23 protein-coding genes and 1 tRNA gene are annotated in these 22541 nt (G+C 44.1%); 2 read left to right on the forward strand and 22 right to left on the reverse strand.

What is annotated here, in order from left to right; genetic code table 11:
- Positions 1-250 precede the first annotated feature (250 nt).
- From WHS38_09675 to WHS38_09695, 5 genes are all read right to left on the reverse strand, one after another.
- Positions 251-676 carry a hypothetical protein gene (locus WHS38_09675; protein ID MEJ5301244.1) on the reverse strand — a complete coding sequence of 142 codons (426 nt, stop codon included), beginning with the start codon at positions 674-676 and terminating at the stop codon, positions 251-253.
- A 66-nt stretch (positions 677-742) separates the two neighbouring features.
- Complete coding sequence (locus WHS38_09680) at positions 743-1687, reverse strand: hypothetical protein (GenBank protein ID MEJ5301245.1); 945 nt, start codon at positions 1685-1687, stop codon at positions 743-745.
- A 1-nt stretch (position 1688) separates the two neighbouring features.
- A complete protein-coding gene (locus WHS38_09685) occupies positions 1689-2174 on the reverse strand; it encodes a hypothetical protein (GenBank protein MEJ5301246.1) in 486 nt (161 codons plus the stop codon).
- 289 nt (positions 2175-2463) lie between these two features.
- Positions 2464-3153: an aquaporin Z gene (aqpZ, locus tag WHS38_09690; protein MEJ5301247.1), complete on the reverse strand. Its 690-nt coding sequence runs from the start codon at positions 3151-3153 to the stop codon at positions 2464-2466.
- 410 nt (positions 3154-3563) lie between these two features.
- The gene (locus WHS38_09695; protein MEJ5301248.1) at positions 3564-4010 is read right to left on the reverse strand and encodes an IS1595 family transposase; all 447 of its coding nucleotides are present in this window, start codon (positions 4008-4010) and stop codon (positions 3564-3566) included.
- Positions 4011-4609: 599 nt separating this feature from the next.
- Here WHS38_09695 and WHS38_09700 point away from each other — a divergent pair.
- Positions 4610-4686, forward strand: a tRNA-Met gene (locus tag WHS38_09700).
- 44 nt (positions 4687-4730) lie between these two features.
- Here WHS38_09700 and WHS38_09705 read toward each other — a convergent pair.
- The 11 genes from WHS38_09705 to WHS38_09755 form a co-directional block, all read right to left on the reverse strand.
- Entirely contained in the window at positions 4731-5141 is a 411-nt protein-coding gene (locus tag WHS38_09705) for a (deoxy)nucleoside triphosphate pyrophosphohydrolase (protein MEJ5301249.1), read from the reverse strand.
- A gap of 272 nt (positions 5142-5413) precedes the next feature.
- On the reverse strand, positions 5414-6451 hold the full coding sequence (locus WHS38_09710) for a hypothetical protein (protein ID MEJ5301250.1): 1038 nt from the start codon (positions 6449-6451) through the stop codon (positions 5414-5416).
- Between the two features lie 161 nt (positions 6452-6612).
- Positions 6613-7449: an FAD/NAD(P)-binding protein gene (locus WHS38_09715; protein MEJ5301251.1), complete on the reverse strand. Its 837-nt coding sequence runs from the start codon at positions 7447-7449 to the stop codon at positions 6613-6615.
- Complete coding sequence (locus WHS38_09720; protein MEJ5301252.1) at positions 7430-8539, reverse strand: 4Fe-4S dicluster domain-containing protein; 1110 nt, start codon at positions 8537-8539, stop codon at positions 7430-7432. Before WHS38_09720 ends, WHS38_09715 begins: the two co-directional genes overlap by 20 nt.
- A gap of 29 nt (positions 8540-8568) precedes the next feature.
- Complete coding sequence (locus tag WHS38_09725; protein ID MEJ5301253.1) at positions 8569-9537, reverse strand: 4Fe-4S dicluster domain-containing protein; 969 nt, start codon at positions 9535-9537, stop codon at positions 8569-8571.
- 5 nt (positions 9538-9542) lie between these two features.
- Positions 9543-10007: a hydrogenase iron-sulfur subunit gene (locus WHS38_09730; protein ID MEJ5301254.1), complete on the reverse strand. Its 465-nt coding sequence runs from the start codon at positions 10005-10007 to the stop codon at positions 9543-9545.
- A gap of 39 nt (positions 10008-10046) precedes the next feature.
- Positions 10047-12005, reverse strand: coding sequence for a CoB--CoM heterodisulfide reductase iron-sulfur subunit A family protein (locus WHS38_09735; GenBank protein ID MEJ5301255.1), 1959 nt, complete (start codon positions 12003-12005; stop codon positions 10047-10049).
- Positions 12006-12024: 19 nt separating this feature from the next.
- A complete protein-coding gene (locus WHS38_09740; protein ID MEJ5301256.1) occupies positions 12025-12930 on the reverse strand; it encodes a CoB--CoM heterodisulfide reductase iron-sulfur subunit B family protein in 906 nt (301 codons plus the stop codon).
- A gap of 51 nt (positions 12931-12981) precedes the next feature.
- Positions 12982-13569 carry a 4Fe-4S dicluster domain-containing protein gene (locus tag WHS38_09745; GenBank protein MEJ5301257.1) on the reverse strand — a complete coding sequence of 196 codons (588 nt, stop codon included), beginning with the start codon at positions 13567-13569 and terminating at the stop codon, positions 12982-12984.
- A gap of 20 nt (positions 13570-13589) precedes the next feature.
- A complete protein-coding gene (locus WHS38_09750; GenBank protein ID MEJ5301258.1) occupies positions 13590-14639 on the reverse strand; it encodes a GAF domain-containing protein in 1050 nt (349 codons plus the stop codon).
- 217 nt (positions 14640-14856) lie between these two features.
- Positions 14857-15291, reverse strand: coding sequence for a hypothetical protein (locus WHS38_09755; protein ID MEJ5301259.1), 435 nt, complete (start codon positions 15289-15291; stop codon positions 14857-14859).
- Positions 15292-15422: 131 nt separating this feature from the next.
- Here WHS38_09755 and WHS38_09760 point away from each other — a divergent pair, with 131 nt between their 5' ends.
- Positions 15423-16094 (forward strand): DUF1614 domain-containing protein, encoded by a 672-nt coding sequence (locus WHS38_09760; GenBank protein MEJ5301260.1) that lies wholly within the window; start codon positions 15423-15425, stop codon positions 16092-16094.
- On the opposite strand, the gene WHS38_09765 is transcribed toward WHS38_09760, so the two are convergent.
- The 6 genes from WHS38_09765 to WHS38_09790 form a co-directional block, all read right to left on the reverse strand.
- Positions 16026-16565 (reverse strand): DUF721 domain-containing protein, encoded by a 540-nt coding sequence (locus tag WHS38_09765; protein ID MEJ5301261.1) that lies wholly within the window; start codon positions 16563-16565, stop codon positions 16026-16028. The genes WHS38_09760 and WHS38_09765 overlap by 69 nt on opposite strands.
- 12 nt (positions 16566-16577) lie before the next feature.
- Positions 16578-17462, reverse strand: coding sequence for a hypothetical protein (locus tag WHS38_09770; protein MEJ5301262.1), 885 nt, complete (start codon positions 17460-17462; stop codon positions 16578-16580).
- A 141-nt stretch (positions 17463-17603) separates the two neighbouring features.
- Positions 17604-18623: a hypothetical protein gene (locus WHS38_09775; protein MEJ5301263.1), complete on the reverse strand. Its 1020-nt coding sequence runs from the start codon at positions 18621-18623 to the stop codon at positions 17604-17606.
- Positions 18624-18634: 11 nt separating this feature from the next.
- Complete coding sequence (locus WHS38_09780) at positions 18635-20239, reverse strand: carboxyl transferase domain-containing protein (GenBank protein ID MEJ5301264.1); 1605 nt, start codon at positions 20237-20239, stop codon at positions 18635-18637.
- Positions 20240-20402: 163 nt separating this feature from the next.
- On the reverse strand, positions 20403-21188 hold the full coding sequence (locus WHS38_09785) for an enoyl-CoA hydratase (GenBank protein MEJ5301265.1): 786 nt from the start codon (positions 21186-21188) through the stop codon (positions 20403-20405).
- 65 nt (positions 21189-21253) lie between these two features.
- A complete protein-coding gene (locus WHS38_09790; GenBank protein ID MEJ5301266.1) occupies positions 21254-22438 on the reverse strand; it encodes an acyl-CoA dehydrogenase family protein in 1185 nt (394 codons plus the stop codon).
- Between the last annotated feature and the right edge of the window lie 103 nt (positions 22439-22541).

The raw sequence follows: 22541 nt of genomic DNA on the forward strand, positions 1-22541 counted from the left end.
CATAATTTCAATAAGTTAGACTTCCCAAAAGAGGCAAAAATGCCATTTTCGCCACAAAAAGTGGCGAACTTGGGTTAATGTAGTGTCAGAAGAATTATCTTTTATCCTTGGAAAAGCTACTCCATTGGAATAATATCACGCTGCTATGTTTATCAGAAAAGCTAGAAAAATAGACCGAACCACAGGGATCAGATACGTCTATTACCAGCTGGCCGAGAAGTAAAAAGTAAAGGCACGTTAACGCTCAAGCTCACCGGCGGGAGTGGAGCGAAGCGGAATCCCCGTCCGGTGCAACGTCTGGTTTGGCGTCTGATTCCGCCCATCTCTTATTGCTCAAAAATCCAAACGGGCTGAGAGCAGGTAGAAGCCAAAGCAAATCCCACCAGTTGAACCCAAGAGCCTCGATGCCACCAAATGACCAGTCTGCCCAGGCAACTGCAATGAAAAATAAGCCATAGGGTGCAAGCATTAGTTTCCAATACGGTGTTGACGGATGCCGCCATGGCGCATAGTAAAGCACTGCGACAACAGCAGCCCCGGTCAAAGCTATCCCAACGACACCCTGCGCAAATTTTTGCCGGTAAAAAAATAGGCCTGCCAGGATAAGAACCCAGATGAAACCTCCTGCCCAACCGGCAATCCATCCAGCCTTTTCCCCTGTTCTTTTTTTGGTCATAAGCGCCTCCCTGTGATATTACAACGTGCGGTTACCGACGTGCGCCATTGCGTGTTCTGCAAACTTTCAATAACCTCCTTCAAGGCGAACGGAAAACTGCATCCATTCTATCACCGGGCAACCGTTCGCTGTTGGCTGAAGTTTGAATTCAATAATAGTCAGCGCCCCCCGACCAAAACGCTGAATCTTGTCCACTTCTTCAGCCTCCACCGCATGGGTCACACCCGGTCCGCCAATACTTTTGCCGACTTCAGGAGAGAAGATAAATTCTCTCGGATTGGTAGGGCCAGCCTCAGCAAGATACTCCCTCATTGTGCACTCGGAAGGATTTTCGGACAGATGCCAGCCCTCAATATACCTTGGATTGGGGACAAAGTGAAAAGGCGGGGTCAGCCGTGCCAGGTTTTCATCTCGTCCATGTTCTTTGATGACAATTTCCCATCCGCCCTGCATGGGTTCAAGGACGAATACAAACTGCTCGCCGAATGGGCGCTCAAACCGTTCGCCTTGTGACACCTTACCTGTGAATGTTGTATGAAAGCGCGAATAGCGAATTTTATTTTTCAATTCATCCAGTGGCATCCTTTTCAGCTCAGATTGCTTTCCATTGATGCTGCCAATCACTTCCCCTTTTTCCACCTGAAGCCAATATTCTCCACAATGAGAAAGTGCCCAGCCATCTCCAGGCTTTGAACCTGGCCCATTGAGCGCTAAAATCCATTCACTCTCAGGCGGAAAACCCTCCAGCGTGGGGCGGCACTGCATTCCATCTCCCATCTGTACCACCATTTCTGAATCAAGCAATCCCCCTTTTAATGTTTCCAGAACGCGAACATCCATGGTCGGAGATTGCCTGGAATGATGGCGAATAATCCTGCCATGGATTATCAGAGGCGCATCCTTTGATACCGTGAGAAAAGGGCCGTTCCATGAGCAGGAACATGCATGGGCAGTAATAGGATACCAAAGACCGGCTCCAACCATGAGACACCATAGGGCTAATTTTTTCATCTCATGGCCTCCCTTGACCATCCAGATAGACAAATGTCTGTGATTCCAGATCGTCAGCGATGCAAGAAATAAGGGAATTGGTTGATAATCTGGCCTCGTCCAGCGCCTTCCGATACCGCTTTGCAAGGATTGGCCAGAGATCTTTTTCGTGTTTAGCCCGTGCGGCCTTATATCCCGCTCTGAGCCGATGGGCTTTGAAAAGGATAAGAAATGGGGCGATTGCTGTGCCGGAGTGTTTTTTTAGCCAATTGTCCGCAAAATTTGCCTCACTCACAGGACCTTCACTCATCCCTTCCCACTCAGCCATCAGGGGCACCGCATTGGCGAAAGCTTCCGCCTCTTTTCGAACATTCTGGCCAAGAATGGCAACCATCTGCTCGATGAGATTACGTCTTCTTACAAGCAAAGCTTTCTCGGGATTGGAAGGGGATCGAACGTCCAGAGATGAGGAAATTGGGTAATGGTCGCGAGATAATTCCGAAGGCAAGGCAGGCCTTCCTTCGGATAACTCGCTTGATTCAATTCCTTTGCCGGTCGCAGGCCAGTGAAAACAACATCTGAAAGCGAGGGGGCATTAGGCAGTTGCGTTTCAGCGCAGCCGCACCACCTGCTGCTCAAAACAGTCGCACAAACCGCAACACATAGATAAAGGAACAAAGATTTCATCAACTCCCCTGTCCTACATACACCACGCTCATACTTATGTCGCCCAATGATCAAGCTTAGCGGCGAGCGTTAGCCCGTCCGCTGGAGCGCTATGTTGGGCATTTACCCTTTTATTTTTCTTCGCTTCCGATAAAACGATATATGGCTGCACCAAGCAAACCGCCGACAATTGGTGCTACCCAAAAAAGCCAAAGCTGCGAAATTGCCCAATCACCCACAAACACCGCAACCCCGGTGCTACGAGCTGGATTCACAGATGTGTTTGTTACGGGAATGGAAATCAGATGGATGAGGGTCAGGCACAAGCCGATGGCAATAGGAGCAAGCCCCTGTGGCGCTCGTTTATCCGTGGCACCAAGAATGACAAGAAGAAACATCATGGTCATGACAACTTCGGTTATCAGTGCCGAAAGCATACTGTACCCACCGGGTGAATGAACTCCGTAACCATTTGAAGCAAACCCAGCAGAAAGCGTAAAGTCAGCCTTACCACTGGCAATGAGATACAAAACACCACCAGCTACAATGGCACCCAGAACTTGCGCAATAATGTAAGGTATTAATTCTTTAGCAGGAAATCGACCGCCAGCCCAGAGACCAAACGAGACAGCCGGATTGAGGTGGCATCCTGATATGTGCCCGATGGCGAAGGCCATCGTGAGCACAGTTAAACCAAAGGCCAGGGAAACACCAAGGAGACCAATACCGACATTAGGAAATGCAGCAGCCAACACAGCACTGCCACATCCACCAAGAACCAACCAAAATATACCAAAGAACTCTGCGACATACTTCTTCATGATTTTCTCCTTTGTTTGTGTTAATTACAATGCCCAACATTTGAGCTCATGAGCAGGGCATACGTGCGGATCTAGCGTAGCGGAATGCGTGCGGGTGAACTGTCTACTGGAGCGAGCTGTTCTGTTTCTGTTCCCCTATTTGGTTTACACTTTTTGCATGGATACCTGCCTTAAGATATCCTAATGACCTCTATATTCTTTTGTATGGATTGTCATTTACTAAGGACCCCACTCTCTAGCTTATTATATTAAACTTTATATTGACTCAGCCTCAACAGAAAAATGAATCTGTCATCGGTTCAAATTATCACAACCAGAAAACCGAAAATTATCCCCAAGGGAAGGAACATATGACTGACTGACGAACAAATATTGCTTCACTGGTTTGATGATCCAAATAAAATAATCGATCATACCCTTAGCTCCGCAAATGTCATAGTGGTAGTGTTGAGGCAAGCATGCAGCAATCGATTAAAAAGTTGGGATTCCCAAAATCTACGGTTAGTTTTGTAACAGAATTCTGCGAGGTATTTTCCAGAGTGTTTTGAACTTATTCCATGGTGTACACCTCTAAGTATCCCTTTGACGTTTTCTATCATGGTATGGACCCATGGAAGAAGCTTTGACGCTTGAGAACCTTTGCCTACTACAATCTTTTCATGGGCCTTGATCTTTTTACCCAGAATCCCATAAAAACACCAACCATCTGATCGCAGTCTGGTATCCAAATCCAAATTTTTCCACATGGTTTTTAAGATCTCCTCCCCACTAACCCTATTAACTAAAGACATCTTCACGTAACCTGTTCTATCACCTTTGTTTTCTACCGCAATAACCACTTTGCTCTTTCCAACCACTCATCTCCCTCGTTTCTCGGGTTTGGATGGACCAAGATAGCTGTCATCCATCTCCACAAGCCCTCCAAGCTTATAGCGACTATCCCTTTCCTCCATGGCCTTAATGATCTTATGTCCCATAACCTATACCGTCTTGCAACTCTTTATTTCTAACATCCTCCTGATAGACATCATCGAGATCCCGCTTTTTGGCCGAGACATAAGAAAAATCATCCAGAACCATTTCCTTAAAGGTATCCTTGTCTTGTGAAATATTGTCCCTGCCGTAACTGATACCTGATACTTACACCCCTTGCACTGATATAATTCTCTCGTACTATGATATGAGTATTCAGTATTCCCACATCTGGGACACTTATATCCATCTGGCCACCTGAGTCTAAATAGGTGCTCTTTACAAGCATCTTCAGTGGCAAACATCTCTTGAAACCTTATAATATCCATAGATTCTTGTTCCATGTAACTGGCTATCCTTTGTTTTTTTCCTTTATACTAAAAAGACAGACCTACAACAAAACAATCGAATACCCAATTTTCGAACACCCTCTTTTACCTATTGACACTTCAATAGATGGAGCATATAAAAATAACGAAATGATCGCGGGGTGGAGCAGTAAGGTAGCTCGTCGGGCTCATAACCCGAAGGTCGGAGGTTCAAATCCTCCCCCCGCTACCAAAAAGGGAAAGTTAAGCCAGTTAACATCGAGTTAACTGGCTTTTTTATTTTGTTCTATCGGTGCCAGTTTTAAGTAACTTTTCCAGAATCATGTAATCGGCTGGGGAAAGATTGTAATTTGATACTTCTTCCGGAAACACCCACTTGTAAGCTCCATGACTGTTAAGTTTAATATCTCCTGCTTTCCATACGCACCGATAAGCCTGGAGCTTTATAGATATATGGGGATAGGCATAAACTCCTTCAACAAGCAAATCACCTACATCAACAATAATATTCAGTTCTTCTTGAAGTTCACGCATGAGAGATATCTGTGGAGTTTCACCGGGTCGGACCTTACCTCCTGGAAATTCCCAGGTGTTAAACAGAGGATCATCAGGATTTGACCGTTGAGCGATAAGCACCTTGCCGTCTTTTTCAATTACCCCAGCAACTACCAGAACAACATCCAGCATGATTCTTCCCTCAAACATAAGCCAGATCTAAGACAACAATCCAGTAAATTATAATACCAACCCGTAAATTATAATACCAAACTCTGACTTGCCTAGAATTCACAAAATCGTCTTATCTACTAAAAAAAAAATTCACAAAATCCATTCAAAAAGGCTTGAATTCTAAAAATAATTAGTTTATGTATTGCACCAGGATGGCGTTGGTCGCCTTCTCCTAACCCCTCCTGGCCCTGTTCGGCTTTCCCCCTCCAGCCGGACAGGGTTTTAATATTTTAACGCTCAACATAGGCTACGGGAAAAATTGACGTCACTGGAGAATTTCCTACTGAATAAATTTCAAGAGGCGCCCGCTGATATACAGAATCCATAGCATTGCCAAACCAGGTGATGGTTTTGGTTACAGATGATTCATTGAGTCTGGAAAGAAAATTCAGCGCTTTTGAATTGGGGTTCCATACTATTCCAAAAAAGGAAGCTGTAGTAAGAGTAGATAAGCTTTCGACAAAAAATTCTCGAGCAACAGTGCCATTGCTATCTATATTGACGACCTTTGCTACTACAGCACCATTCCTTTGCACTTCCAAAACACCGCAGAGCCTTAAGTTGTTAACCATCCCAACACACACTTGCATTCCTAACGTCCCATTACTTCTTTCCAAAGCGTTTTGAAGGGCTACACCCCAAGAATTTGATTCAAAAAGAGTTTCAACTTTACACATATATCCATTTATAGAATCAACAAACTGATTTGTGGTGCAGTAAAAGTAACCTTCGTTAACATACGGGTTACCCGATTTGATTTGCCATAGATTGAGATCAACCGAACTTCCCGAAAAATTGTCATAAATTAATCCGACTTCGCCAAGATCGTAGATTTCTAGCAATGTTACACCATCATTCTTACCTTTTCCCGAGACAACCACTGTATAACTACCAGGCTCAAATAGCTGAATTATAGCTGATTCTCGAGGGTCAGATGGAGCTAGACCGGAACTCACAATTTCCGCTGAATTGGGGCTACTTGCCCAATCATCATTGCTAACCAAGAGATCACTTCCGCGATAAACTGAAATCACGGGATCGAGCAACTTTTTCTCAAAAACAGATGGAAGAGATGGACCTTGAACTCTTATCAACATCTTATGAGTTTTGTTATTTACCACAAATCCTTCAATGGTGACTTCGTTACCATCTCCAACCACGTAAGATCTAACTGAATAATTAAGAAGATCTACAGCAAAAACTGTTGTGACCTTCCCAAGTAAAAACGCTATTAACATCCCCAAAAAAACCAAAGATTTTCTCTTCATGGGAGCCTCCAAATAGGCTAGACGTTAACAAACCAGATCAAAAACCGAAACGATACTATATCGTTACGGTTCTTTTAGTTTGTACAATCACCAAAAACTTATAGGTAAAGAGGCAGGATAAGAATAAGAAAAGGCGAAATGAATTTATAACTGGTTATTAACTACAATTCCGGCACCATTCCCTGGAGTTCTTCCATACTAAAGACAGGACCGTCAGCGCATACAAATTTTTCTCCCATATTACATCGTCCACATATTCCAATTCCGCACTTCATCCTTTTTTCCAGAGTAGTGTAAATTTGCCAATCTTCAAAACCAAGCTCTCTCAAGCCAAAAAGTACAAATTTAATCATTATTGGAGGACCACACACAATAGCTATCCGATTGTTAGGAGATGGTGCTTCTTCGGACAATACTGTTGGAACAAAGCCCACCCGATGCGTCCAACCTGGAGCTTCAGCATCAACCGTCAACACAACATCAACACCTTTTTTTTGCCAGTTGGGGATTTCGTAGCGATAACACAAATCCTGAGGCGATCTGGCACCGTAAATAAGCGATATCTCGCCGTAATCCTTTCGATTTTCAAGCATAAAAAGAAGAAGAGTTCTTAAAGGTGCCATACCGATTCCACCGGCAATAAAAATAATATTTTTGGCCTGCATCGCTTCGTAGGGGAAACCGTTCCCAAGAGGACCTCTTACTCCCACAGGATCGCCGGGCACCAGTTGATGAATCTTTTGAGTCACCTCCCCTGCCCTCATAACACTAAACTGCAGATAATCTTTACAGGTTGGGGGAGAATTGATGACAAAGGTCGCTTCTCCCACACCAAAAACGGACAATTGAGCTACCTGACCTGGACGAAAATCAAAGGCTTGCATCTTTTCCGTATTCTCAAGCACTATCCGGAAGGTTTTAATAGTCGGTGTTTCCGTAATAACTTCAACAACCCTTCCCAATTCAGGAAGATAAGGATTAACTGCAGACGCAAGCATTGCTATGCACCTCCTTAACTCGTTCAACTGCGCTCCTGATATCTATTGAAACAGGACAGGATCTAATACATCTCCCACATCCGCAACAGGCAATGACTCCGCCATACCTCAAAGGAAAATAGCAAAATTTATGACCAAGCCGATTACGATATCGTTCAAGCTTTGTAGGTCTTGGATTATGTCCACTGGCCTCCTGAGTATACTGATGAAACATGCAGGAATCCCATGAACGCAAACGTTCCCCCTTAAGCCCCTGAATTTCATCAGTTATAGTAAAGCAATAGCAGGTAGGACATACATAAGTGCAAACACCACAACTCAAGCAAGATTCGGCAATATCGCGCCAGACTCCCATGTTTTGAAACTGACCCTTGACAGCTTCCACACTTCCCGAAACGTCCAGTGAACCAATTATTCTATTTTTAGCTTCTTCCTGAATACGCTGAGCATCCCGCGACTGCTCTTCAGAAGGGGGATCGCACTCACAAAGTGAAATCACTTCTTTAGCTCTGTCATTTAGACCTTCCAAGACAAAACCTTCACTTGTAGAAGTAATCCTAATATCGCTACCTTCCATATCTCCGGGGCCACCACCAACAGATGAACAGAAACAGGCATCATCGGCATCCTGACAGACCAAAGTGGCAAAAAGAGTGTTTTCTCTACGGCTTTTGTAATAAACATCCAAATAGAGCCCCCGCAGGAATACCCAGTCGCAAATCACAAATCCTCGAACATCGCAGGGACGAGCGCCAAATACTAGGGTCTTTTCCGCATTGATCGTTTCTTTTAGAATCAAATCCTGTTTGGAGGGATCATCAGAGTTTTTGACATATTCATATTGAAACAAGGTTTCCCCCTGAGGGAGAATTACGCTTTTAGGGGGCATAGTACTCTGGCGAGTAAAAAAAGGCTCACTCTCGATTGTAAAAGGTCTAAACTCGACCGTCCATCCATTACTCGAAGAAGAAAGAACGGGCACCCAGACTCTAAAATGCTTAGAGAGCCGCTCAAGCACCTCATTGAGTTTTTCTTGTGGGATAAAAATCTTTTCCTCGATCTTTTTTTTAGCTTTCTTCGCAGGCGTCATAGCGTCTTCACCCTGTCCATTTGCTATCTTTATATACCAGCTTCATGAGGGTTGAAAGTAAGTAGAGGCGGAACGGCTTGAGGATCAAGACCAGCCTCATAGGAAAAAAGACGAAGGTTTATCTCATTAAGCTTTTCTTTGATAAACATTACTGGAATCCCCACAGGGCATACTCGCTCACATTCTCCACATTCGGTGCACCTTCCCGCAAGATGAAGTGCATGAATGCTGTGAAAGATAAAAATATCTTTGATCGTGGGCCTTTGAGTAACCCACTTGGGATCTCGCCTTTCGGCAATACACCAGTCCTGACATATACAGAGAGGGCAAGCATTGCGACAGGCGTAACATCGAACACACCGGGAGAGAACATCTATCCAGAAATTCCGTCGTTCTTCAAGGGACTTTTGTTCAAATTGTGCTACATTTCTATAAAGTTCACTTTTATCGATCCGCGGAGTTACAGTTTCACCAATTAAAACATCGTAAATAACGGGGTTCGGATAAGCACATCTAAGACATCGCCGAAGTAAAACACTTTCAATCGACATTTGTTCTAAACCACCGGAGTGTTCAATTCTAAGAATTCCATCCTCAATGTGGGCGTTAAACACAGTCGTTGTATTGCCTATTTTCTTCATAACTAGTCGCCAGTCTATCGTGCCCTGGCAAGGAACACCTATTATCAAAAGTCTATCACGGTCTAAGAAATGCTCCTGAATAAGCGCCACAAGAGAGCGACTATCGCAACCTTTAACACATACTGCTACTTTTTTACCCTCGCCAGCTATAACAGCAGGGTTTTTTACAAGGTATCCAGTAAGGTTCTGAACGCAGAAAGGATTCCAGACGAGCCTGGAGATATCTTTTTCGCTACGGACAACAACAGGTTTTATCCGTAAAGGGTTAAACCCTCTTTCCCATCCTAATACCACATCAACCTGGGGCATAACATTACGTAACACTTCGTGGAGTTTCTCGGTAATTTCGTTCCACATAATTTTCAATAAGCCTCCACAGAATTCTCCGTTTTAGTTTTTGTTCCTACGCCAGGATTCCTGCCTAGCTCGTGAATTCGTTGAGAAAACTCCGTTACTACTTCCTGCCACCTTTGACCTTCCGACGCAGAAACCCAGGTATAATGAAAGCGATCAGCATCAATCCCCAAAAAAGGAAGAAACTCTTTTAGAACCTCAAGTCGCCTACGAGCATAGAAATTTCCTACAGCATAATGGCAATCTTTTGGATGACAACCAGAAACCAATACTCCATCTATTCCTGAAATCAGAGCTTTCAAAACAAAAAGCGGATCCATTCTTCCCGTGCATGGGATACGAATAACCCTTAAATCCGTTGGTTGCTTAAGTCTGGATACTCCAGCAGTGTCGGCTCCACCGTAAGAACACCAATTACACAAAAAACCAATGATCTTCATTTCGTTTGCTGATGTTGTGCTTTTTTCTTCCATAAAGCTCTTCCCTGAAAACTTAGCTTAGTATTGGCTGTTCTAAGCACATAGTTCTTCAATTTCCGCGAGAATCTGGTTATCGGTAGCATGTTGTAGCTGAATAGCCTTTGGTGGACATGTAGCATTACAGAGTCCACATCCCTGACATACTGTTGCAAGAACTTCTGCTTTTTTTATGCCACCTTTAAGTTCTTTCCAGCGGATTGCTCCATAGGGGCAGACTTCTATACACTTACCACAGGCGATACAGGCTCGCTCATTCACTGACGCCACCTGAGGACTTGTTTCTATGGTATCCCTTGCAAAAAGTGCTAGCACTTTTGAGGCCGCAGCGCTTCCCTGAGCAACCGAAGCAGGAATATCCTTTGGACCCTGGCAGGCTCCGGCAAGATAGATCCCAGCCGTGTTGGTTTCTACAGGTCTTAGCTTGGGATGATTTTCCATAAAGAAGCCATATTGATCGTAGGAAATATGCAACTTCTCAGCCAGTTCTCTCGCTCCTTTGCTGGCTTCAATGCCTGTAGCCAAAACCACCAGGTCAGCTTCTACCTCGATCTGAACCCCAAGCAAGGTATCCATACCTTGAACAACAAGTCTATCGCCTTTGGGATAAATCTTCCCTACTCTACCTCTGATATACTGCACACCGTATTCTTCCTGAGCCCTTCTTACAAACTCATCGTAATTTTTCCCTGGAGCTCGAATATCCATGTAAAAAACATAGCAACGAGAATCCGGAATATGATCCTTTGTGAGGATCGCCTGCTTGGCTATATACATACAACACACGCCGGAACAGTATGGTCTTCCTACAGAAGCATCTCTAGATCCAACGCATGCAATAAAAACAACATCTTTTGGCTCTTTCCCATCGGATGGCCGCTTGATGTGCCCTCCAAAGGGTCCCGATGCGCTCAGTATTCGTTCATACTGAATCCCGGTTATTACATCTCGATACTGTCCGGCACCATATTCTCCGTAAGCAGAGGGATCAAAAAGATCATAACCTGTTGCTACAATTATCGCTCCCACTTCTTCCGTCACAACTTCATCGGTCATATCATACCGGATAGCTTTAGCAGGGCAGACCTTAGAGCATATTCCACATTTTCCTTTGGTAAAATGAAGACAATACTTAGGATTTATGGTTGCTTTCTTAGGAATGGCTTGAGGGAAAGGAATGCTTATGGCACGGGTAAAAGAAAGCTCCTCGTTGAATTCGTCCAAAACCTTCCGTGATGGGCATTTCTCCATGCAGACTCCACAGCCCGTGCACGCCGTCCAATCCACATAGGTAGCTTTCTTACGGATTTTGACAGTAAAATTTCCTACGTATCCGGAAACCGATTCAATCTCACTGTAAGCATAGAGTGTTATATTTTCTTTTTGAGCAACATCCACCATTTTGGGTCCCAGGATACAGGATGAGCAATCTATGGTGGGGAAGGTCTTATCGAGTTGGGCCATTTTGCCGCCGATGGACGCTTTCCGTTCTACAAGCACCACCTGAAGTCCTGCATCAGCACAGTCCAGAGCTGCCTGTATGCCGGCAACTCCCCCTCCAATGATCATAACTCTCTTATTGATAGCTACTCGAGACGGGAAAAGAGGCTGATTGAAACGGAGCTTTGCCACAGCCATTCTCACAAGCTCGATAGCTTTCTTCGTGTTCGCTTCACGATCATTGCTGATCCAGGATACATGCTCACGAATATTCGCCATCTCGAACATGTATCGGTTAAGACCAGCTTTTTCTACCGCTCTGCGAAAGGTGGGTTCATGCATTCTGGGGGAACAGGCTGCAACCACCACCCCTTGTAGATTGTAAGCTTCTATAGCTCGCTGAATCTCCTGCTGCCCCGGCTCAGAACAGGTATATACGTAAGTTGTAGAGTAAACCACATCAGGAAGTCTTCTTGCTGCTTCAGCGACTCGTTCTGTATCTACCGTTGAGGCGATATTTGTTCCGCACTGACAGACAAAAACACCTATACGCATAGCATCTCTCTACACTTTTTTATGTTTGCTTTTCTAAGACAAAATTTTCTTTTCCCTTACGACTCATTTCAAACAGGAAGTTAGGCTTCACAGCCAGCCTATGTAAACCAAGCTTTTTAGGTTCTATCCCTAAAGCCAATCCTATTATCTGGGTAATATAAATAACTGGGATTTCGAAAGATTCTTTACGATAGCGTTCAACCTGTCCTTGACGCAGGTCAAGATTCTGCTGGCAAAGAGGACAAGCCACAGCAATAGCATCGGCTTTAAGATCTTGCGCCATTTTTAGAATCCGTCCTGTAAGTTTTCCCACAATGTCCTTTCTCAACACCCCGTAGGTCGCTCCGCAACACTCGGTTTTAAAAGGAAAGTGTGGAACTTTAGCACCGACCGCTCCTAATAATCGATCCATAGACGTGGGCTGTTCAGGATCGTCAAATTCGGCAAACTTAGGAGGACGAGTAAGAAGACATCCGTAATAAGGCACAACTGTTATGCCTTCCAAGGGGAAAACAACATTTCTCTCTATTTCATCAACGCCGATATCTTCTATTAAAAACTGAACTATTGAAACCGCCTTTATTCTGCCTTCGAAGGGCATGTTGAGGATGCGAAGGAAATCTTCTTTTTTGGTGGGATCTCGAAATGCCTCCAGAGATCCTTTAAGAGCCTTAAGGCAACCAGGACATGGAGTCATCACCTTATCAAATCCTACCGATTCAGCAATAGCAAGGTTTCTTCCAGAAAGAGCGGCAGAAAGAAGTGGTTCGTAGATGTGAGCGGGAGTTGATCCACAGCAGTTCCAGTCAGGGATTTCTCGAAGAGAGATTCCAAAAACTTTACAAATTTCCCGCACCGACTCATCAAATTCCTTAGCAGTTCCTTCAATTGAACAACCAGGGTAATAGGCTATTTCACGAAACATCTTTTTATCTTCCCCATTGCTCATAATGACGAAAAAGTCCTTAACCCAAATCTAGCCTTTATGAGCCATTTTTTGGTGTTGCCAGGATTCAAACCGATCGAATATAGCCGCAACTTCCTTTCGTCCTTTGATAATAGAAGGCAACAAATGAAGCTTTCTAGCTTTGAAGACCTTGGGAGCCAGCTCCATATCGTTTGTAAGGCGACCCGTTCGTAAATTCACGATAGGCAATAACCCTGTTTCGAAAACTCGTCCGAAAGTCTTTACCGACTTCAAAAATTCTTCGTAGAAAACCTCTACATCTTTAATGGATATGATTCCTTCTCTAAGGGACATCACTCGCAGGGCTTCCATCACTCGAGTAACCTCTATGTTGCACGGGCACCTTGTTGAACAGGCCGTACAAGCAGCACAAAGCCATATAGAACGAGACGAGAGAACAGCAGCCTTTTGACCAAGCTGAATAAGGCGCATAATCTGATTTACTGGATAGTCGTAAACGAAGGTATAATTACAGCTAGCACTGCAGTTCCCACATTGATAGCATTTGCTAATTTGCTGCCCGCTTTCTTCTTCAACCAGCCGAATAAAGTGCTCATCGAAGGTATTATTAAGCGTCAGAGTTCGTAGTCGTTCCATTGACATTATCCTTTTTCGTCTTAAGTGCTACTGCCATCATAGCCAAAGTCTATAAGAAGCTGCTGATATTCATACTTCAGGCGCTGATACATTCTGGCATTCTCAAGCGCAAAGGCGCACTGCTGAGCTATTGCCTGAGCAAACTCTACTTCATCTTCGGAAAAAGGTGGTCTTTCGCCTGCCATAACTCTAAGCACGCCTATTACTTTACCGCGCACCATAAGAGGTATGGACAGGATACGCCTGATGCCAGTCTCAACTACTTCCGCTCGATACTGGATGCGAGGATCAGTAAAAACGTCATCTATGATTACCGTCCGTCCCGCCATGTTTTCAGCGATGCTTCTGTGAGCATCTACAGGACCCTTGTGTAGAAACTCTTCGCTCAAACCGTAGGCTTGAGCCACGTAAAGCTGTTGAGTTTTTGGATCAAGGAGACGAACTACACAACCAATGGCATTAAGGAGTTCTGTTGTTTTCGTAACAACAAGATGAAGAACTTTGTTAACGTTAAGGGAAGAATTAATTGCGGCGCTTACTTCCTGGAAGCTTTTGAGATATTGACGTTCTTTTAGAATGCATCGATCTCGCTCAAGTTGCTGATAAAAAGCATAAATAACCATGGAAGCAAGAGTTTCAACCAGGAGCAGATCGTCTTTAGAAAATTCTCGAGGTGTTGGTGCAAAAAGCGCCACCATTCCCCGCATTTCCTGCCCTATTTCTATAGGGACAACACTAATAGCATGGATCCCTTCAATAAGAAGTTGTTCTTGTTCGGGAATTTCTTCTGCTTCCTTAACGTTAGGAAAACAGATGGTCATATCAGGAAGATGGAAACAAACGCTCTTTTTAGATTTGGACGGTTCCCCTAAAAGGAAATATTCGCTAAGTCCATAACTTCCTAAAATTTCGAGCTTTTCACTCCCGTTACGTCTTGCTTTAATAAAACATCCCCTTAAGCCCAAAGTTTCCGTTATTCTTTTAGAAACTAGATAGGCAACGCTATAGATATCAGCAAGATCACACAAAGATCGACTTACCTCTGAAACAAGGCTCAAGTAACCCTTCATAGAACCTTTCTCCTCTTTCTAAGAGAAGATCACCCAAAAGAGGGTTTCTTCTCATCTGTCTAGTTTCTCAACAGGTCTTGATACTCATTTTTACAAAGTAAAGCAAGAGACAATTTTACTTTTTACTTCAAGTTTTATATTCCCTTAAAGTGACAAATGTTTTTTAACTCACACTTTCTTTCTAACCCGAGATATAGGCTACATAAAAAGCCTTTCTTTATTCTCCTCCCTGATCGGAGTTGCGAATAAATTCTTCATGAAGTTGTCTAAGTTTTGTCTTCTCCTTCCAATCCTGATAGGTTTTCAGAATACACCGCTTTTGCCAAGCAGGATGAACAAGGTATAAACCGGTATGGGACATAAAATCGCTCAAAAGTTCTTCGAGAAGGCGCTTCACATCGCTCTCCGCGATAAAGTTTCTATCCTTTTCGTAAGAAAAAACATACTCATTCCCAAAGGCTTTAACAAACTCATCATAAGCGTCATCAGGATCATTATAACCATCAAAAAATTCTTTTTTAACCCCAATTGGCACCTCCACACGCAAGCACACATACCATCGATCCCCAGCCACATGCTTAGACTTATCGTAACAATAGACTCTTAAGCCATTTGACAAAGTCACAGTTTTCATCAAGCGAGGTTCACTCATGCACATCTCCTCCCGTTTAGTCTCTCGAACTAGTATTTCAATTCTATTGTCCAACCGGCTCCATTCTTCTATAATCCTTTACGCAGCTTCAGTCACCATAGTAAAACCATCAGTCAAGAAAGGATTTTATCATGTTTTTCCTGCCTTTCATGATCCTGTTCTTCTTCATCTTCATGTTTATACTCTTTGTGCTGTTTTTTCTTGTTAAATGGGGAATCATTTACATTGCCTTTGAGAAACTGGGCATATCGCCGGATTTGTTATTCCTGCTTTTATTTATCTCTATGATTGGAAGCGCTATAAATATTCCCGTGGGCAGAATACGCTCAGAATACGAGCAGGCCTATCCGGAAATAATATCATTTTTCGGCATTCGGTATCGTTTGCCACCCATCAGAAAACCACAAGAAACGATCGTAGCGATAAATGTGGGAGGAGCTCTTATACCGACTTTGCTTTCTCTGTATTTATGGAGTCAGACTCCAGCTTTTATCAATGTTCTTATAGCCACGGCTATTGTAACAATAGTTGTAAATAAGCTTGCTCGCCCAGTAGTTGGAGTAGGCATAGCTATTCCTATGTTTATACCACCCATAGTAGCCGCTCTTTGCGCCTTAATTCTATCTCCCGATTGGGCTCCAAAAACAGCTTACGTAAGCGGCACTATTGGAACTCTGTTAGGAGCCGATATTTTGAATCTTCCCAAAGTGAGAAAACTAGGTGCACCGGTTGTTTCAATCGGGGGAGCGGGAACTTTCGATGGAATCTTTCTCACGGGTATTATTGCTGTGCTCCTCGCTTGAAACTGATTCGGGAGCAAAAAGGGGAAGTAATCTTCTAGCGATCCTTTTCAATTCAGGATCTCGACAGGACTTGATAAATTTTTGAGCTTCCTCGGAAAGTTCATACTTCTTTGGCTTAGATTTTTTCCTTCTTTTAGGTTTAGAGATTTTTGAATTCTCCTGGTGAGTTAATACGCTTGATGGAGTCTCCTGAGGAAGTTCCCCCACCTTGAATACAATTTTTGTAACAGGTTCTAATCCAACTCGCTGATCATTAACCCGCTGAAGGATTTCTTCTTTATGGAGATCTAGGTGATGCTTCCATATGCTGTCGTAAACATGAACAGTTAAAACACCTTTCTTGAATTTCACCGGTCTCGCTCGCGAAGCCACCTGAGATCCCACCACACTTTCCCAATCACTCACAGGACTAGTCGGAAGGATCTTTCTTTCGGAAAGCACCTTTTGAATTATGAAACCAATCGGTTCCATCTTGGTCAAATCTCATTTACGAAGTGTATTACTGGCAGAAACTTTTATAATCTGCTCCAGCTTCTCGATTTTCTCGTTTAGCTTTGCAAGAAGATTTTGAATTTCTTCAATACCTCGAACCTGGGAAGTCTCCAACCTAGGCAGAACTTCGTCATAAACCAGGTTATCAAGGTGCATCAAATAAAGTTGAACAAATCGATTAGCAACAAAACCAAATCCTATAACCACAAGGCCGAAATAAAAAATATGAACGAAAATTCTGAAACTGGAAGAAAAGTATGTCCAGAGGTTATTAACCGCAGACTGGCCACTAACAATCGTTGTCGTGTATTTGTAAAACACAAACAGACTAAGAAACCACGATGTAAGAACCGAAACAGCGACAAAGAATTTTACCAGCTTCCATGGAAAAGTTAGCATACGGCGGTCGCCTTCTGCCAGAAATCGTTGCCGCTGATCAAAGAGCGCTATAGACGGCAGGCTATTTTGGCTTTTTGGGCTATTTGAAAGCAAGCAAGCAACACGTCTAAAGGGGTGAAGTAAAGTTCTGAAGCCGTCTGTAACGGGGACAGCGGTTATATGGTCAGTGTCGTTATATTTATTTATGGTTCGACTCACAAATAAGCACCCTAACCATTGAGAAAAAGCCCATAGTGCCTGTAAAGCTCCTGCTACGAGACCAGTGCCAAGGAAAAACATAATTAAAAACCCCCAGGGGGACTTTTGCCTTATCCAGGAAAAATCCCACCACAGGGTCTTTTTGCCTAACGAAAGCCAACCTAAATTGGACGTTGCCAGGAAATGTCCCAGCAAGGCACCAATAACAAAAGCGATGGTCAGTCCCAGAAGACCTTCAACCAGAAGGTAAGTATAGTAGCGTCGGATTGAAAAGTTCATTTCTTCTTTCCAGGCAGTTTTTAATTCTTTCTAGCACAAATCCAACAACCATAACATAAAGGGCGAAAAATTCTTTCGCCCTTTATATATCATGATAACCTTCTGGTTAAAAGGTATCTTTTAAGTTCAGCCTAGCTTGGCCTACTCTCTACCTGTCATCTCCTTTGGGATACGGCCTGTTTTAATACATTCTGACCTAAGTCTGCGTCCCACAATTCTTTCCACCATTCGTCCGATGTTCAACACACGATCGACATCGACACCAGTGTCAATCCCCATTTCATCCATCATCACAACCATATCTTCTGTGGACACGAGTCCAACAATAGAAGGATCTCGGTAATAATATTCTCCTGTTCCGCCCACTGGCACTCCATCCACAAAGTTTGCCGGCTGTCCTCCAATGCCTCCCATGGTGGATTCGAACCTGATAACACCAGCAAGAAGAGCTGCCAGCACATTAGCCAATCCCCAGCCTCTGGTGGTGTGGAAGTGAGCAATGTGTTTCATAGGATCTGGAATAGCATCAAGCAACATAGAAAAATACTCGTAAACTCTATCAGGTGAGGCGGAACCATCATGGTCAGCATGCTCAACGTCGTCTGCTCCCATATCTAGCCATCTTTTAGTAAATTCGATAGCCTTTTTCATTTCAGTGCGCCCAGTAATGGGACATCCCCATATGGTGCTGACTGTGCCGTTTATTTTCATTCCCGCATCTTTTACCTTCGGGAACCACTCTTCGCACATCTTCCAGTATTCGTCCAGCGTAGTACCGGAATTTACCTTATGATGAGCTTCACTCGTGGAAACCATGACCAGAATTCTATCCGGTCCCCATCCTTCCTGTCTTGCTTTTATAGCTCTTTCGATAGCTTGTTCTCGAATCGTAACGGTTGTAATTTCCACTTCCGGAAGCAAATGTTTAACTCTCTTGCTATTTCTTAGCCTCTTAAGAAGTTCCTCTGCATCCTTAAACTGAGGCATTCGCTTTGGATTACCAAGATTTGTCAACTCAATGTGTTTGAATCCTGCAAGAATGAGTTCTTCTGCAACCCAGAGCTTAGCATCGGTGGGGATGAATTTTTCTTCGTGCTGGAAGCCATCTCGAACGGTAATGTCCCCAATCACAACCTTTTTTGGATAATTCAACTTGGCCATAGTTTACCCTCCTAAAATCTAAGATTACCGAAAGACGGTTCGCCGATCGGTTTCAACAGGCTCACCTCAAAGGCGAAAGCGAGCCAATCTCTAATTTCTCTAAATTTTAAGACTCTATCGTTTAACAGGCGAGCACCACAGAAGAAGGGATGAGCTTCCCCATCGTATTTTTCGATCATCTTTTCTCTAAAAGCCTGCTTTTCTCCTTCTGTCATGGGGTTGCCTTCAGATTCTCTTTTACGCTCTTCGATCGACAGTAACACCTCCGCCGCCGATCTACCGCTCATAACCGATGTTCTAGCTCGCATTGTAGAAAAGAGAAAGTGGGGGCGATAGGCTCGACCACACATACCGTAGTTTGCAGCTCCATTATCGGGACCTATAACAAGTTGAATGCGAGGAACCTGAGCGCATGAAACCGCTCGCACCATATCAGCTCCGTATTTACCAATTCCCATGTGCTCCGATTCTGAACCAACCATGTAACCGGGCGAACTTTGGATGAACAAAAGGGGTATTTTCTCGTAGCTACATCGAATAATCCACTCTGTCGCTTTCCTTGCCGCTTCAACAAAGATAATACCAAGTCCATTTGCAGCGATTACTCCAACGGGAATACCTCTTATGCGAATCTTTCCCGTAACAATGTTATCGCCGCGGCCGGGAGCATAGTTTTTCTTGTATTCGACAAAATGGCTGTCATCCGCTATTGCCTGGATAAAAGCCCGCACATTGATGCCCTGATGAATTTTGGCAGGAAGAATTTCGTAAATAGTTTCAACAGGCACACGTGGAGGTGTCTCTTCATAGCGGTGAACGTGGATTTTTTGAGGCGGCTCCATCGAAAGAATTTCCCTTACTTTTTCAACAGCCTCATCCTGAGTGCGACAAAAGTAATCGGCACCACCAGAAATTTGAGTATGGACTCGAGCTCCACCCAAATCTTCTGCCGATATAACCTCTCCCGTTGCCGCTTTTACAAGGGGTGGTCCCCCAAGGAAGGAATAGGCAAGCTTATCTATCATTACCGCCTGACAAGCCATAAAGACTATGTAGGCTCCTCCTGCGGTGTTGCCTCCCGTGCTGAGGGTAATCTGCTTAAGTCCCTTAGCGGACATTCTCGCCATGTTGTAAAACATCGATCCAAAATGACCGTCATCGGGGAAGACATCCGCCTGCATGGGAAGGTAAGCTCCACCTGAATCGGCAATATACACGCAGTTTAAACCACACTGTTCAGCTATTGCTTGGGCTCTCATATGTTTTTTCAGAGTGATCGGGAAATAGGTGCCAGCCTTTACTCTACTGTCGTTTGCAATAATCATAGTCCAATTACCGTGGATCTTTCCAATGCCGGTCACAATACCACCACAGGGGACATCTTCCACATCGGGATAATTCATTCCAAATCCAGCTATAACTCCCAGTTCGTAAAACTCCGTTCCTTCGTCTATAAGCTTTTGTATGAGCTGGCGCACCGGTTGTTTGCCCTGCTTCGCAAGCCGCTGAACAGCAGCTTCTCCGCCGGGCCACATAGCCCGATACATTAACTCATCAAGCTTTAGCTCTTCCTCCTCCCAGAAGCGCCTGTTCTCAGCTCTTTCTTCCGGCGTCATATAGGATCACTCCTTTATACGGATAAAATTTTCGGCGTGAGCGACCGCATCTAAAAAATCTCTCACTTTAATTTCATAAGGAGATAGCATGCTGCATAGTAGCGCGTATCAGCAACAAAGGTGATAAGTGAGAGACTCAAAGCAAAAACTCAGCATATACTCACTACTTACCCTTATAAACCGGTTTCCGCTTTTCCTGAAAGGCTTTCAACCCTTCTAATCGGTCTTCAGTTGGAATCGTAATCCAGTATGCGTTTGATTCGATAGCAAGTCCTGTATGAATATCTACTTCAAGCCCGTAATTTATGGCGTATTTTGCCTGTTGGATAGCGATAGGACCAGTTTCACAAATCATAGCCGCCATAGAAAGACATTCTTCAATAAGTTTTTCTGGGGGACATATTTTATTGACTAGCCCAATCTGGAGAGCCTCCTGAGCATCCACGCGGCGACCGGTAAAAATCAACTCTTTAGCCTTGCCTCGACCCACAAGCCTGGGAAGACGCTGAGTGCCACCTGCTCCCGGGATAATAGCAAGACGGGTCTCTGTAAGTCCCATAGTTGCAGTGGTGGATGCGATGCGAATATCACAAGCAAGAGCCAGCTCAGTGCCGCCTCCAAGAGCAATACCATTCACGGCAGCAATAACCGGTTTGCTCATAAATTCAATGAAAGTAAAAAGATTCCTTATAGTGAAAATAAATTCTCTCACCTGATCTTCCGTGAGAGTAGCCCGTTCTTTCAGGTCAGCGCCAGCACAAAAAGCCTTATCCCCCGCCCCCGTAATGATCACTACTCGCACATCTCGATCAAAATGAAGAGCTTCCACTTTTTCCTTCAAAGCCCTCAACATAGGGAAATTAAAAGAGTTCATCACCTCGGGACGGTTTAGAGTAAGAATTACAACCTGATCTCTTCTTTCTTCCAACACTAAAGGTTGTTCCATCATTTGCCCCCTTCTTTTAACAATTGAAAAATCTTGGGCATAACGCTACTTCACATCAGAAAGAAGAATTAACGCTGAGCCTTTCTAGCAAAGGCTTCTCTTGTAAGTTCGCGAGCTACAATGATACGGCGGATTTCATTTGTTCCAGCGCCGATTTCGTAAAGTTTTGCATCTCGCCACAGATTTTGAACAGGGAACTCAAGACAGTAGCCATAACCGCCATGAATCTGAACAGCCTGATTACAAACCCATGTGGCGGTTTCCGAAGCAAAAAGAACTGCCGATGCAGCCATCTTGGTAAGTTCCGTTCCTTTACCACCTCGAGGAGATTTCTGAGCAAGATCGGCGGCACGATAGACAAGAAGCCTCGCTGCTTCGGTCCTGGCATACATATCAGCCAACTTCTGCTGGATCATCTGGAAATTTGCGATAAGCTGCCCGAATTGTTCTCGTTCTACAGCATACTGAATCGCATATTCCAGAGCCTGTTCAGCCATACCGATGCTTCCACCGGCGAGCACAATTCGTTCTACGTCAAGTCCGCTGGTCATAACATGAACTCCCATATTCTCCTGCCCCACAAGATTTTCCGCCGGAACTTCGCAGTTATCAAAAACCAACTCGCCTGTTGGCGATCCCCGCATGCCGCACTTTCGGATCTTTCTCGAAACAGAAAAACCGGGAAAATCTTTTTCTACAATAAAAGCTGAAATGCCCTTTGCTCCCAGTTCTGGTTGAGTCTTTGCATAAACAAGAAAGATATCCGCCACGGGACCATTGGTGATGAAGATCTTGGTGCCGTTAAGAATATATTTATCGCCCTTTTTAACCGCTCTAGTCCTGATGCTCATGGCATCTGAACCAGCGTTTGGTTCGGTTAGAGCAAGGGCTCCTATCTTTTCGCCTCGAATCATGGGAGGTAGATACTTTTCTTTGAGATACTCATTGGCGTTACGGTGAATGTTGTGAGCACAGAGATTGGAGTGAGCTGCATAAGTCATAGCAAGACCAGGAGCAAAACGGCTCATCTGCTCCACAACAAGCGTCTGAGTCAAAACGTCGCTTCCTAAACCACCATATTTTTCATCAATGGTTATTCCTAAAATGCCAATTTCTGCGCATTTCTTGAAGAAATCGGGTGGAAACCAATCTTCTTCGTCAACCTTCTCCTGAATAGGGGCAAGCTCTTTAAGAGCCCATTTATAAACCATGTCTCTCATCATCTTTTGTTCTTCGGTCAACTCGAAATCCATTTCATTTTCCTCCCTTTTCTGGAAACCTGTTCATCTAAAAGAACATCAAGATACCAAGCTTAGATTCGCCTTTAGACAGAAGGAAAAACCTAAAACCCGAAAT

This window comes from Thermodesulforhabdaceae bacterium (genome assembly GCA_037482015.1).
Classification (GTDB): domain Bacteria; phylum Desulfobacterota; class Syntrophobacteria; order Syntrophobacterales; family Thermodesulforhabdaceae; genus JAOACS01.